The sequence below is a fragment of the Paraburkholderia sp. RL18-101-BIB-B genome (assembly GCF_046026985.1).
Lineage (GTDB): Bacteria > Pseudomonadota > Gammaproteobacteria > Burkholderiales > Burkholderiaceae > Paraburkholderia.
In genome coordinates this window covers 238,148-250,701 of the sequence record NZ_JARESV010000005.1, presented here as the reverse complement: position 1 = coordinate 250,701, position 12,554 = coordinate 238,148, and the positions used below count along the sequence as shown (strand labels likewise).

Here is a 12,554-nt window from a genome sequence, read left to right as displayed (position 1 = left end):
CGCCACACTGAGAAGAGTGATCACCATGTATAACTTGCCTGACGAAAGAGGCCATTTCGGCCAATTTGGCGGCGTGTTCGTCGCTGAAACGTTGGTTCACGCGCTCGACGAGCTGCGTGCGGCGTACGAAAAATATAAGCAAGACCCGGAATTCGTCGCCGAATATGAGCGCGAACTGAAGTATTTTGTCGGCCGTCCGTCGCCGATTTATCACGCACAGCGCTGGAGCGAGATGCTTGGCGGCGCGCAGATTTTTCTCAAGCGTGAAGATCTGAATCACACCGGTGCTCACAAGGTCAACAACGTGATCGGGCAGGCGCTGCTTGCCAAGCGCATGGGCAAACCGCGCGTGATCGCGGAAACCGGCGCCGGCCAGCACGGCGTGGCCACGGCCACGATCGCCGCGCGGTTCGGCATGGAGTGCGTGGTCTACATGGGCGCGGAAGACGTGCGCCGCCAGGCCGCCAACGTGTATCGCATGAAACTGCTCGGCGCGACCGTCATACCCGTCGAGTCGGGCTCGCGGACCTTGAAGGACGCGTTGAACGAAGCCATGCGCGACTGGGTCACCAACGTCGAAAACACGTTCTACATCATCGGCACGGTCGCGGGGCCGCATCCGTACCCGATGATGGTGCGCGACTTCCAGCGTGTGATCGGCGACGAGTGCAAGGTGCAAATGCCTGAATTGGTCGGCCGCCAGCCGGATGCGGTGATTGCGTGCGTTGGTGGCGGTTCGAATGCGATGGGCATCTTTTACCCATACATTGACGACACTTCGGTGAAATTGATCGGCGTCGAGGCTGCCGGCGACGGCATTGAATCCGGCCGCCACGCAGCCTCGCTGATCGGCGGAAGTCCCGGCGTGCTGCACGGCAACCGCACGTATCTGCTTCAGGATGAAAACGGCCAGATCATCGAGACCCATTCGGTGTCGGCAGGCCTGGATTATCCGGGTGTCGGTCCTGAGCACGCGTGGCTAAAAGAGAGCAAACGCGCGGAATATGTCGGCATCACCGACGAAGAAGCGCTCAAGGCGTTCCACGATTGCTGCCGCATCGAAGGCATTATTCCGGCACTGGAATCCAGTCATGCGCTGGCCTATGCCGCGAAACTCGCGCCGACGTTGCCGAAGGACAAGTACCTTCTGGTCAATCTGTCGGGCCGCGGCGACAAGGACATGCATACGGTCGCTGAGCGATCGGGCATTCAGTTCTGAGCGCCGCGACGATGCGTGACGAGTTCGACGAGCCGCAGCCGGCGACTGTAACCACGGAAACCACACCGGCCGCCAATGTAACGGCGGCCGAGGCGCGTGCATCGCTGTTGCCGCAGGTGCCTGCCGGCATACGGCTGTTGAACCGCGATTTTCTGACCGATGTAGCGAACATTCCCGACGAATCGATCGACCTGATCGTATGCGATCCGCCTTACGGGCTCGGCAAGGACTATGGCAACGACTCCGACATGCGCACGGGTGAGGATTTTCTCGCCTGGACGCGTGGCTGGCTCGAACTGGCTATTCCCAAGCTGAAACCGTCAGGTTCGCTCTACATTTTCTGCACCTGGCAGTACGCGCCGGAAATCTTCAGCTTCCTGAAGACAAAACTCACGATGATCAACGAAATCATCTGGGACCGGCGTGTGCCGAGCATGGGCGGAACCGTGCGCCGATTTACCTCGGTGCACGATAACATCGGCTTTTTTGCGGTGTCGAAGGATTACTTCTTCGATCTCGATCCCGTCCGCATCCCGTACGATGCCGCCACGAAGAAGGCGCGTTCGCGTAAATTGTTCGAGGGCAGTAAGTGGCTCGAGGTTGGCTATAATCCAAAGGATGTCTGGTCGGTGTCGCGACTGCATCGGCAGCATGCCGAGCGCGTCGCGCACCCCACCCAGAAGCCTCTGGAAATTGTCGAGCGGATGGTGCTGGCAAGTTGTCCGAAGGGCGGTCGCGTGCTCGACCCTTTCATGGGCAGCGGCACCACCGCAGTCGCTTGCGCCCGTCAGCAGCGCGAATTCGTCGGCTATGAGATCAACGAAAGTTACTGCGCGATCGCGCGCGAACGCGTCAGCGCGGCTGCCGCTCCGCCCATAGCGCGTCGGGTCAAAGCCAAAACTCAACGGCAGACCGAAGTGCAGTGAGCGACGTGCAATGAACGACGTGCAATGAGCACGCTGCGCAGTAACCCAAATCCGAGAATATTCCATGTCCCGTATCAAGAACACGTTTGCTGCGCTGTCCGCCCAGGGTAAGAAAGGCCTGATTCCGTTCATGACGGCCGGTGACCCGGACCCCGCGCGCACGGTCGAATTCATGCATGCGCTCGCCGCCGGCGGCGCGGATGTGATCGAACTCGGCGTGCCGTTTTCCGACCCGATGGCCGACGGCCCGGTGATCCAGCAATCGTCGGAACGCGCGTTGGCGCATGGCGTGTCTCTGCGCCACGTAATCGCCGACGTCAAGCGCTTCCGCGAAACCAACGACACCACGCCCGTCGTGCTGATGGGCTACGCCAATCCGATCGAACGCATGGGTACCGAGGCCTTTGCAAAGGCGGCGAAGGAAGCCGGGGTGGATGGCGTGCTGGTTGTCGACTATCCGCCGGAAGAGTGCGTTAATTTCGCCGAACAGATGCGATCTGCCGGCATCGATCCGATTTTTCTGCTCGCGCCCACGTCGACCGACGAGCGCATTGCGGAAGTCGGCAAAATCGCCAGCGGCTACGTCTATTATGTGTCGTTGAAAGGGGTGACCGGAGCGGCAAATCTGGACGTTTCCAGCATCGCGAGTAAAATCCCGGCCATCAAGTCGCGCGTCCCCCTGCCGGTGGGCGTCGGTTTCGGTATCCGCGACGCGCAAACCGCGCGTGCGGTGGCCGAAGTATCCGATGCCGTTGTGATCGGCAGCCGTATCGTGCAATTGCTCGAACAGGCGGCGCCCGAAGCCGCTGCCGAGACGCTTACGCGTTTCGTCGCCGAAGTGCGCGAGGCGCTGGATAGCGTCGCGACTGCCCGATAACAGTTATTTTTGTCTTCTGTAGTGTAAGCGGCGGGCTTGTCCCGCCGTTTGCGCGATCGTAGACCCGAGAAGGATTCAATATGAGCTGGCTCGACAAACTGCTGCCGCCGAAAATCAAACAAACCGACCCGAAGAACCGCAAGGGAATTCCGGAAGGCCTGTGGATCAAGTGCCCGTCGTGCGAAGCCGTGCTGTATCGCAACGACGTCGAGGCCAATCTGCATGTTTGCCCGAAGTGCGACCATCACATGCGCATTGGCGCGCGTGAGCGGCTCGACGGCCTGCTCGATCCGGAAGGGCGCTACGAAATCGGCCAGGAAATCGTCCCGGTCGACGCGCTCAAGTTCAAAGACAGCCGCAAGTACCCGGATCGCCTGAAAGAGGCGATGGACGACACCGACGAAACCGACGCGATGGTTGTCATGGGCGGTGCGATCCACACGCTGCCGGTGGTGGTGGCCTGCTTCGAGTTCTCGTTCATGGGCGGCTCGATGGGTTCGGTGGTCGGTGAACGCTTCGCGCGCGGCGCGCAGAACGCGCTTGAACAGAAAGTGCCGTTCATCTGCTTCACCGCTTCGGGCGGCGCGCGGATGCAGGAAAGTCTGCTGTCGCTGATGCAGATGGCCAAGACCACGGCCATGCTCACCAAGCTCGCCGAAGCCAAGTTGCCGTTCATCTCCGTGCTGACCGATCCGACCATGGGCGGTGTATCGGCCAGTTTCGCGTTTCTCGGCGACGTGGTGATCGCAGAGCCGAAGGCGCTGATCGGTTTTGCCGGCCCGCGCGTGATCGAACAAACCGTGCGCGAGAAGCTGCCGGAAGGCTTCCAGCGCGCCGAATTCCTGCTGACGAAGGGCGCGATCGACATGATCGTCGACCGTCGCAAGCTGCGTGAAGAACTCGCGCAATTGATGGCGCTGTTGAGCCATCAACCGGCTGACGCCGTCGCGTAAGCAGACACTACGGTGAACCGTCGTCGCGCTTATCAAGCGCGGCGGCCATCAGAAAAGCAGTAAAAATAGCGCGCCGCGTGAGTGGTCAAGCGGCGCGCTGTCATTTCCGGGATAATCACGGTCTCGCAACGCAGCGACGTTGCTGACGGCGGCCAGCGCGGGCGGGTGCGGTTTTCGCGCATAAAGTGCCCGCCGGATCAGGCTCTGGCCGCAGCCGCAGCCGACCGCTTCGCGCCGCGCCCATTCGCAACACTGCCTAATCGATTCACTCGCGATTCACCCGATGACCACATTCCCCACCCTCGACGCGTGGCTCACGCACCTTGAATCCGCGCATCCGGTCGGCATCGACATGGGTCTGGCCCGCATCAGCCAGGTGCGCGACGCGATGCAGTTGTCGTTCGCGTGTCCGGTCATCACGGTCGGCGGCACGAACGGCAAGGGTTCCACGTGCGCGATCCTCGAATCCATTCTGCTGCGCGCCGGGTTCACGGTCGGCTGTCACACGTCGCCACATCTCCTGTCGTTCAACGAGCGCGCGCGGGTGAACGGCGAAATGGCGAGCGACGCGGATCTGCTGCCGCACTTCGAAGCCGTCGAAGCCGCGCGTCTGAGCCTCGCCGAACCGGTCACGCTGACCTACTTCGAATTCACGACGCTCGCGATCATGAGCCTGTTCGCTTCGCGCGGACTGGACGCGGTGATTTTCGAAGTCGGCCTCGGTGGCCGCCTGGACGCGGTCAATATCCTCGATACGGATTGCGCGATCATCACCAGCATCGATATCGATCACACGGAGTATCTCGGCGACACGCGCGAGAAAATCGCCTTCGAAAAGGCCGGCATTTTCCGTCCGGGCAAGCCGGCGATCTGCGCGGACCCGGTGCCGCCGCAATCGCTGATCGATTACGCGGAAAAAATCGGCGCCGAATTGTGGCTGTTCGGCCGCGATTTCCGCTACGAGGGCCAAGCCGGCAGCGAGCGCCAGCAATGGAGCTACGTCGGCCCGACCCTGCGGCGTTCGGCGCTGGCCTATCCGGCACTGCGCGGCGCGAACCAGTTGATCAACACGTCGGCGGCGCTCGCCGGTCTTGAGGCGCTGCGTGACCGCTTGCCGGTGTCGGCGCAGGACATCCGCCTCGGCCTCGCCAACGTGGAACTGCCGGGCCGCTTCCAGGTGCTGCCGGGCAAGCCGGCCGTCGTGCTGGATGTCGGCCACAATCCGCACGCGGCCGCGGTGCTGTCGCAAAACCTCGGCAACATGGGCTTCTTCCCGTACACCTACGCGGTGTTCGGCGCGATGCGCGACAAGGACATTGCCGGCGTGCTGACGCACCTGAAAGGCGAAATCGATCACTGGTGCGTGACCGATTTGCCGACGCCGCGGGCGGCGTCCGCGGAAGAACTCGAAGCGGCCTTGCGCGAGCAGGGCGTGGGCGAGGGCGCCGACAGCAGCGTGACGCGCTACGCCACACCGGCAGAGGCTTTCCAAGACGCGCTAAAACGAGCGTCAGAGAATGATAGAATCGTGGTTTTCGGCAGTTTCTATACGGTAGCAGGCGTGATGGCCTACCGTAAATCGCAGCAACACTGAACGGGCGCCAGGCTCGAACCAAGCGATTCATGGGAATTTTCTCGTTCGGCAAGAAAGACGACGCGCCCACCCGGCGCGGCGCAAATACCAGTTCCACCCGGGCCGCCCGTGGCGAGCGCGTGGAGCGGCGAACCCGCCGCACGGAGCGCACCGTCGACGCCGATGCGATGCTGCTCGACCCTACGTTGCCGGAAAAGCAGCGTGCGCGTCGCCGCCTCGTCGGCGCGATCGCGATGGTCGTGGCGGCGGTCGTCATCCTGCCGATGGTGCTGGACTCGCACCCCAAGCCCGTCACAGACGACATCTCCATCGACATTCCAAACCGTCCGGCGCCGAAGCTTGCCAAGGCCGCGGAAGACACGCAGGCCGGTGTGGCGCCCGATAACCCTGTAACGCCAGACGCGGCACTCGCCGCATCCGGTCTCGCGCCGGCAACGGCAGCCAAGCAAGGCCAATCCAGCGCCGCGAAGCAACCGAGCGCGGAGACGAGCGCAGCGGCGTCCGCGGCCAAGCCGGCGGCGAGACCGCAAGCGCCGTCCGTGGCGGCCAACACTACGCCTGCGGCGCCCGCAACGGCTGCCAAGCCGGCGGCGAAACCGCCGGTCACGCATAACGCCGCGACCGCACCGGCTGCTCAAGCCCCAAGCTCGGACGACACAAACACGGCCGCCAGCGCGGACGCGAATTCCGGCACGCCGGCTTCGCCGCCGGGCAGCCGTTTCGCTGTGCAGCTCGGCGCCTTCGCGAATGACGCCAACGCGCGCAATTGGGCCACCAAGTTGAAAGCGGCGGGTGTGCCCGCATATACCGAACATCGAAAGCAGGCTGACGGCTCCACGCTCACGTTGCTGCGTGCCGGCCCGTTCGCCGACCGTGCAGCGGCAAGCGCCGCCATCGCAAAGGTTCGCGAGGTCGGCTTGACGTCGGGCGCGAACAGCGGCGCTGCACAGTAAGCCAGCGATGTTCACTGCCTTCGACTACGCTGTAATGGCGGTGATCGGTTTGTCGGCGCTGCGCGGCACATGGCGCGGGTTTTTGTCGGAGATATTTGGGCTGATCGGCTGGATTGCGGCGTTTTTCATTGCTTGCCGCTTTGTCGGTTACATCGTGCCGTTCATCCCGTCCAACTGGCCGGGCGGCGCGTTGACCCAATGGCTGCTGGCCTTTGCATTGGTGGTGGTCGGTGTGGTGTTGGTGGCGAGTGTGCTGAACGCCCTTTTGAGCCGCATCGTGCAGGCAACCGGCTTGAGCGGCGTGGACCGCTCGCTCGGTTTGATGTTCGGCCTCGTGCGCGGGGTCATTCTGGTGCTGATTCTGGTCGCCCTGGCTGGCTTGACCGAACTGCCCCAACAGGAATTCTGGCGCAACGCCCTGCTTCGGCCCTATGCGGTCGAGGGCGTGCACGTAATGAAACCGCTGCTTCCCGAGACGCTTGCTGCTTACGTCCGAGTGTGACGATCAGGCGAGTGGCTAGGGAGACGCAGCAGGACTCCGGCGCAAACCGGCTGCCTTTACGTTCGGTCGCGTAGCTTCGCGAACGCCCCGAAAGAAGTCTCTCGGGACACCATCGCAGGCAGCGGCCGCCATGACGAATTTCGTACCTTTGAAGGACATGCCATGTGCGGCATCGTAGGCGTAGTTTCCCACTCTCCGGTCAACCAGCTGATCTATGACAGCCTGCTGCTCCTGCAGCACCGCGGTCAGGACGCCGCCGGCATCGCGACAGCGAACGGCAGCAACTTCCACATGCACAAGGCCAACGGCATGGTGCGCGACGTGTTCCGCACGCGCAACATGCGCAGCCTGCCCGGCACCACCGGTATCGGCCAGGTCCGTTACCCGACCGCCGGTTCCGCGTCGAGCGAAGAAGAAGCCCAGCCGTTCTACGTGAACGCGCCGTTCGGCATCATCCTCGCGCACAACGGCAATCTCACGAACTGGCAGCAACTGAAAGATGAGATGTTCCGCATCGATCGCCGCCACATCAATACCAATTCCGACACGGAAGTGATGCTCAACGTGCTCGCGCACGAATTGCAGCTCTCCAGCTCGGGCTTGCAACTCGATCCGGCCGCGCTGTTCAAGGCTGTGTCGGGCGTGCATCGGCGGGTGCGCGGGTCGTACGCGATCGTCTCGCTGATCGCCGGCTACGGTCTGCTGGGCTTCCGTGACCCGTTCGGCATTCGTCCGCTGTGCCTCGGCAAGCAGGAAACGGCGGAAGGCGTCGAGTGGATCCTGGCGTCGGAGTCGGTGGCGATCGAAGGTATCGGCTTCGAGTTCGTGCGCGATGTGGCGCCGGGCGAAGCGATTTTCATCGACATCGAAGGCAATCTGCACTCGCAGCAATGCGCCACGAACCCGAGCCTGAACCCCTGCATTTTCGAACTCGTGTATCTCGCGCGTCCGGACTCGGTGCTCGACGGCGTGCCGGTCTACAACGTGCGTCTGCGCATGGGCGACTACCTCGCCGAGAAAATCAAGCGCGAGCTGCCCGACGTTCCAATCGACGTCGTGATGCCGATTCCCGATTCGTCCCGTCCGGCCGCGATGCAGGTCGCGAAGAAACTGGGCGTGGAATACCGCGAAGGCTTCTTCAAGAACCGTTACGTCGGCCGCACCTTCATCATGCCGGGCCAGGCCGTGCGCAAGAAGTCGGTGCGCCAGAAGCTGAACGCCATGGGCATCGAGTTCAAGGGCAAGAACGTGCTGATCGTCGACGACTCGATCGTGCGCGGCACCACTTCGCATGAAATCGTGCAGATGGCGCGCGATGCCGGCGCGAACAAGGTGATCTTCGCTTCGGCGGCGCCGCCGGTGAAGTTCCCGAACGTCTACGGCATCGACATGCCGACGCGCGGTGAACTCGTCGCCCACGGCCGCTCGGACGACGAAGTCGCGCGCATGATCGGCGCGGACCACCTCGTCTATCAGGACGTCGACGCGCTCAAGCAGGCGGTGCGCGATATCAACCCGGCGCTGAAGGAATTCGAAGCGTCGTGTTTCGACGGCAACTACGTGACCGGCGACGTCACGACCGAGTACCTTGACCGCATCGAAACCGCGCGTCTCGCACCGTCCTCGCAATCGGACCGCGACGCCGCGAGCGAAGCGATCGACGGCGGCGGCCCGGCCCGTTCGCAACTGCATTTGCAACTGTCGGTAGGTTGAGCGCGGCTTGAATGAGGCCGCTCCCGGCGTGGCGCGCTGCACGCCGCGCCGGGAGCGTGTTAGCATGACGGCTTGCGTCGATTTGAACTCAGCTTGCGGACGCGGGGCAACCCGAAACAGCTAAAGCGAATGGTGGAAAAGCCGCATTCATCTACCTCCGCTCCAGCTTTCCCCCGCACATGAAGCCCGCTTATGCCGACGCAAAAGCGGGCTTTTTTGTTGCTGCCGTTCGGCTTGATACGCGCGTCCCAGTTCATCTGAGACGCAAACGCCGAACGCAGCCATGGAACATTGGAAACCAGAACCAACATGGACGACTCCCTGAACTTCGACACGCTGGCAGTCCGCTCGGGCACGGTGCGCAGCGACTTCAACGAGCATTCGGAAGCGATTTTCCTGACCTCGAGCTTCGTGTTCGCGAGTGCCGCGGATGCCGCCGAAAAATTCAAGAATTCCGAAGACAACTACACCTACTCGCGCTTCACGAACCCGACCGTCTCGATGTTCCAGGATCGTCTGGCCGCGCTCGAAGGCGGCGAAGCCTGCATGGCGACGGCGTCGGGCATGGCCGCGATCATGTCGGTGGTGATGTCGGCGTTGCAGGCGGGCGACCATCTGGTCAGCTCGCAGGCGCTGTTCGGTTCGACGCTCGGCATGTTCTCGCAGATCTTCAGCAAGTTCGGCATCACGACCACGTTCGTCGATCCGACCGATCTGGACGCGTGGAAAAGCGCGGTGCGCCCGGAGACGAAGATGTTTTTCCTCGAAACGCCGTCGAATCCGCTGACCGAAGTCGCCGATATCGAAGCGATCAGCAAGATCGCCAAGGCGTCGAATGCGCTGTTCGTGGTCGACAACTGTTTCTGCAGCCCGGCCTTGCAGCAGCCGCTGAAGCTCGGCGCGGACGTCGTGATGCATTCGGCCACCAAGTTCCTCGACGGTCAGGGCCGCGTGCTCGGCGGCGCGCTGGTCGGCACGAAGCAGTTCATCATGGAAAAGGTATTCCCGTTCGTCCGCAGCGCCGGGCCGACGTTGTCCGCGTTCAACGCCTGGGTGTTGCTCAAGGGCATGGAAACGCTGTCGCTGCGCGTTGAAAAGCAGTCGGCGAATGCGCTCGAAATCGCGCGCTGGCTGGAAACGCATCCGGCCGTGAATCGCGTGTTCTATCCGGGGCTCGAATCGCATCCGCAGCACGCGCTGGCCATGCGTCAGCAGAAGGCGGGCGGCGCGATTCTCTCGTTCGAACTGAAGGGCGACACGCCGGAGCAGATGCGCGCGAATGCATGGCGGGTGATCGACAACACGAAGATCTGCTCGATCACCGGCAATCTTGGCGATACGCGCACCACCATCACGCATCCGGCCACGACCACGCATGGTCGCGTGACGCCGGAAGCGCGTGCGGCGGCGGGGATCAGCGAAGGCTTGATTCGTCTCGCAGTCGGTCTGGAAAATGCCGGCGATATCCGCGGCGATCTGGAGCGCGGTCTCGCGGGTTGAGCGAGGTTCGAGCGAAGGCTCAATGAAGGACAGGCGGGCCGCTCAGGCGGCTCGCGCAGTGAAACTGTGTGCAGTGAAAACTCAGTGGCGCAACGCGCGCCACTGACCGGGCGCCAGCCCGAAACGCCGTGTGAACGCGTGTGTGTAGGCGCTCTGATCGCCGAAGCCGATGTCCAGCGCGATATCCGTCAACGAAAGGCGCGGGTCGGCGAGCAGCGTGATCGACGTATCGAGCCGCAGCCGCTGCAAATAGCGATGCGGCGTCTCGCCGAAGGCCTCGATAAAAAGCTGATGAAAGCGCCGCATGCCGAAGCCGCAATGCGCGGCGAGGTCGGCGATCCGCAAAGGCTCCGATAAATGCGCGCGCAGCCAGCGGTCGATACGCGCAAAGTCGAGACCCGCGCCGGCTGCCTGGGCGCCGGCCGTGGTGCCCGCATCGGCCACCAACGCCGCGCCGAGGCGCGCGGCTGCGTCCCAATGAAAACGCCGCGTATCCAGATCGTCGCCCAGAACGCCGCCGGTAGCGTGCGCCGCGATGCGATGCACGAGTTGCGCAAGCGAGCCTTCCACGGAGACGGGCCGCGCGCGGTCGAACAAACGCTCCGGCACGGCCAGCGAAGTGGCCGGCAAATCCAGCACCAACTGCCGGTTCTCGCCGACGCCGGCGTAATCGTGCCGCGCGCCCGCCGGGATGAGCCAGGCGGTACTGGCGTCGAGCCGTTGCGCGACGCCGTTCACCGCCATCACCATCGCGCCGTCGAGCCCGAGCACGACCTGGTGAAAGTCGTGCACGTCCGACGCTTCGATCGCGCCGTAGCGGCGCAGCGAAACGGTAGGAGCGGTAACGGCGGCGTGGATCATCGACGGTGCGCGGTGACAGAACTGCGAAAGCTTAGACGCCGAGCAATTCGACTTCGAACACGAGCGTGGCGTTCGGCGGAATCACGCCGCCCGCGCCGCGCACGCCGTAGCCGAGTTGCGGCGGAATAGTCAGCTTGCGCGTGCCGCCGACCTTCATGCCTTGCACGCCTTCGTCCCAGCCCTTGATGACCATGCCGCCGCCCAGCACGAAAGCGAACGGGTCATTGCGGTCCTTGCTCGAGTCGAACTTCTGGCCATCGGTCAGCCAGCCGGTGTAGTGCACGCTGACGGTCTTGCCGGCCACCGCTTCGGCGCCGGTGCCTTCAACGATGTCTTCGTACTTCAAGCCGGATTCGGTAGTCACAGTCGACATGTGTCGCTCCTCAGGTCAAAAACGTAAAAACCGACATTGTAGGCGTGTTGGCGCCGCATGCCGAGGATTGCCGCGTGGCACGCGGATTGCGTGCTGATTGGCCGTCCGGCCAGGCTGGTGGCGCCGGACGGCATGCCTATAATGGGGCTTCTTTCAATCATCATGCACTGCCTGAGAGGGCTCGATCGTGACAACGTCTTCAACCGGAACTACCGGCGAAAAGCCGGTGCCTTCCGGCTTCGCCGTATCCGAACGTACCGCGCATCTCCGCGCGGAAACCGCGCTGTTCATGCGTGACCATGTGCTCTCGCTGGTGTCGCACGATCTGCGCGGTCCGTTGAATGCCATTCATAGCTGGGCGTACGTGCTGGAGCGCAAGCTCGACGCGAACGACCCCAACGCGCAGCGTGCCGTCACCGGCATTCGCAATGGCGTGGACCAGCAGGTCAAGTTGCTCGAGACGATCGTCGACGCCACGCGCGCGGAAACCAAATCGCTGGCGCTCGCCTACGCTTCGTTCCCGCTGCATCCGCTGCTCGATGAAACCGTGGAAGAAGTCCGCTCGGGTCTGGCCCGGACGCGCGGTGTGGAAGTCACGCTCGACTCGCAACTCGCCACCGAGCAGCTCAACGGCGACCGCGAGCGCCTTGCCGCCGCGCTATGGCTGATGCTGACGTTCGCGGTCGAAACGAGCCCCGAAGGCGCCACGGTCGTCCTGTCCACGAAAGCCGACACGAGTGCATGGCACGCCAGCCTCGCGTACGACACGAACAGCGCCGCGTTGCAGGATCCCGCCTTGCCCCATGTGCTCGAAGCGTTTGCCCGCAAGCAGGCGCGCGAGCCGCGCGAGGCGAAACGCATCGCGTGGGTGCTGGCGCTGTGCAAACGCGTCGCGGAAGCGCACGGCGGCAGTTTCGAGCAAGTCGACGCGGCCGGCAGCGAGCCGGGCGGCAACGCTACGGCCACGCTTGCGCTACGCATCCCGCTGAGCGCAACAGCACCAAAGTGAACGGTTGGACTCAGCCACTTCGTTTGCGCGATTCAGATTTCACCGAGCTTTCACCCTCTATACTGACAACTTTT

General features: G+C 63.3%; 13 protein-coding genes. 10 read left to right on the top strand and 3 right to left on the bottom strand.

What is annotated here, in order from left to right; genetic code table 11:
* Positions 1-25 precede the first annotated feature (25 nt).
* The 8 genes from trpB (at position 26) to purF (ending at position 8,737) form a co-directional block, all read left to right on the top strand.
* Positions 26-1,219: a tryptophan synthase subunit beta gene (trpB, locus tag P0D73_RS11755; protein WP_408181682.1), complete on the top strand. Its 1,194-nt coding sequence runs from the start codon at positions 26-28 to the stop codon at positions 1,217-1,219.
* A gap of 11 nt (positions 1,220-1,230) precedes the next feature.
* On the top strand, positions 1,231-2,145 hold the full coding sequence (locus P0D73_RS11750) for a DNA-methyltransferase (protein WP_408431439.1): 915 nt from the start codon (positions 1,231-1,233) through the stop codon (positions 2,143-2,145).
* A gap of 64 nt (positions 2,146-2,209) precedes the next feature.
* Positions 2,210-3,022: a tryptophan synthase subunit alpha gene (gene trpA / locus P0D73_RS11745; RefSeq protein ID WP_132383636.1), complete on the top strand. Its 813-nt coding sequence runs from the start codon at positions 2,210-2,212 to the stop codon at positions 3,020-3,022.
* 80 nt (positions 3,023-3,102) lie between these two features.
* Positions 3,103-3,975 (top strand): acetyl-CoA carboxylase, carboxyltransferase subunit beta, encoded by an 873-nt coding sequence (gene accD, locus P0D73_RS11740; RefSeq protein ID WP_012428630.1) that lies wholly within the window; start codon positions 3,103-3,105, stop codon positions 3,973-3,975.
* Positions 3,976-4,258: 283 nt separating this feature from the next.
* Complete coding sequence (folC, locus tag P0D73_RS11735) at positions 4,259-5,569, top strand: bifunctional tetrahydrofolate synthase/dihydrofolate synthase (protein ID WP_408319210.1); 1,311 nt, start codon at positions 4,259-4,261, stop codon at positions 5,567-5,569.
* 29 nt (positions 5,570-5,598) lie between these two features.
* Positions 5,599-6,522: an SPOR domain-containing protein gene (locus P0D73_RS11730; protein ID WP_408431437.1), complete on the top strand. Its 924-nt coding sequence runs from the start codon at positions 5,599-5,601 to the stop codon at positions 6,520-6,522.
* 7 nt (positions 6,523-6,529) lie between these two features.
* Positions 6,530-7,024: a CvpA family protein gene (locus tag P0D73_RS11725; RefSeq protein ID WP_132383642.1), complete on the top strand. Its 495-nt coding sequence runs from the start codon at positions 6,530-6,532 to the stop codon at positions 7,022-7,024.
* A 162-nt stretch (positions 7,025-7,186) separates the two neighbouring features.
* Entirely contained in the window at positions 7,187-8,737 is a 1,551-nt protein-coding gene (gene purF, locus P0D73_RS11720) for an amidophosphoribosyltransferase (protein WP_408431435.1), read from the top strand.
* A gap of 59 nt (positions 8,738-8,796) precedes the next feature.
* On the opposite strand, the gene P0D73_RS11715 is transcribed toward purF, so the two are convergent.
* Positions 8,797-9,048: a hypothetical protein gene (locus P0D73_RS11715; protein WP_408285012.1), complete on the bottom strand. Its 252-nt coding sequence runs from the start codon at positions 9,046-9,048 to the stop codon at positions 8,797-8,799.
* On the opposite strand from P0D73_RS11715, the gene P0D73_RS11710 reads away from it, so the two are divergent.
* Positions 9,047-10,237, top strand: a complete 1,191-nt coding sequence (locus P0D73_RS11710; RefSeq protein WP_408431433.1) for an O-succinylhomoserine sulfhydrylase — start codon at positions 9,047-9,049, stop codon at positions 10,235-10,237. The genes P0D73_RS11715 and P0D73_RS11710 overlap by 2 nt on opposite strands.
* A gap of 81 nt (positions 10,238-10,318) precedes the next feature.
* Here the strand turns inward: P0D73_RS11710 and P0D73_RS11705 are convergent, their stop codons facing one another.
* Together P0D73_RS11705 and P0D73_RS11700 are read right to left on the bottom strand one after the other, a co-directional pair.
* Positions 10,319-11,098 (bottom strand): AraC family transcriptional regulator, encoded by a 780-nt coding sequence (locus P0D73_RS11705; RefSeq protein ID WP_408431431.1) that lies wholly within the window; start codon positions 11,096-11,098, stop codon positions 10,319-10,321.
* Positions 11,099-11,129: 31 nt separating this feature from the next.
* Entirely contained in the window at positions 11,130-11,471 is a 342-nt protein-coding gene (locus P0D73_RS11700; RefSeq protein ID WP_027803023.1) for an FKBP-type peptidyl-prolyl cis-trans isomerase, read from the bottom strand.
* Positions 11,472-11,658: 187 nt separating this feature from the next.
* On the opposite strand from P0D73_RS11700, the gene P0D73_RS11695 reads away from it, so the two are divergent.
* Positions 11,659-12,480, top strand: coding sequence for a sensor histidine kinase (locus P0D73_RS11695; protein ID WP_132383652.1), 822 nt, complete (start codon positions 11,659-11,661; stop codon positions 12,478-12,480).
* Positions 12,481-12,554 lie beyond the last annotated feature (74 nt).

Coding starts and splice junctions, on each gene's coding strand:
- trpB (WP_408181682.1), top strand. CDS start 26: ATGTATAACTTGCCTGACGAAAGAGGCCATTTCGGCCAATTTGGCGGC.
- P0D73_RS11750 (WP_408431439.1), top strand. CDS start 1,231: ATGCGTGACGAGTTCGACGAGCCGCAGCCGGCGACTGTAACCACGGAA.
- trpA (WP_132383636.1), top strand. CDS start 2,210: ATGTCCCGTATCAAGAACACGTTTGCTGCGCTGTCCGCCCAGGGTAAG.
- accD (WP_012428630.1), top strand. CDS start 3,103: ATGAGCTGGCTCGACAAACTGCTGCCGCCGAAAATCAAACAAACCGAC.
- folC (WP_408319210.1), top strand. CDS start 4,259: ATGACCACATTCCCCACCCTCGACGCGTGGCTCACGCACCTTGAATCC.
- P0D73_RS11730 (WP_408431437.1), top strand. CDS start 5,599: ATGGGAATTTTCTCGTTCGGCAAGAAAGACGACGCGCCCACCCGGCGC.
- P0D73_RS11725 (WP_132383642.1), top strand. CDS start 6,530: ATGTTCACTGCCTTCGACTACGCTGTAATGGCGGTGATCGGTTTGTCG.
- purF (WP_408431435.1), top strand. CDS start 7,187: ATGTGCGGCATCGTAGGCGTAGTTTCCCACTCTCCGGTCAACCAGCTG.
- P0D73_RS11710 (WP_408431433.1), top strand. CDS start 9,047: ATGGACGACTCCCTGAACTTCGACACGCTGGCAGTCCGCTCGGGCACG.
- P0D73_RS11715 (WP_408285012.1), bottom strand. CDS start 9,048: ATGTTGGTTCTGGTTTCCAATGTTCCATGGCTGCGTTCGGCGTTTGCG.
- P0D73_RS11705 (WP_408431431.1), bottom strand. CDS start 11,098: ATGATCCACGCCGCCGTTACCGCTCCTACCGTTTCGCTGCGCCGCTAC.
- P0D73_RS11700 (WP_027803023.1), bottom strand. CDS start 11,471: ATGTCGACTGTGACTACCGAATCCGGCTTGAAGTACGAAGACATCGTT.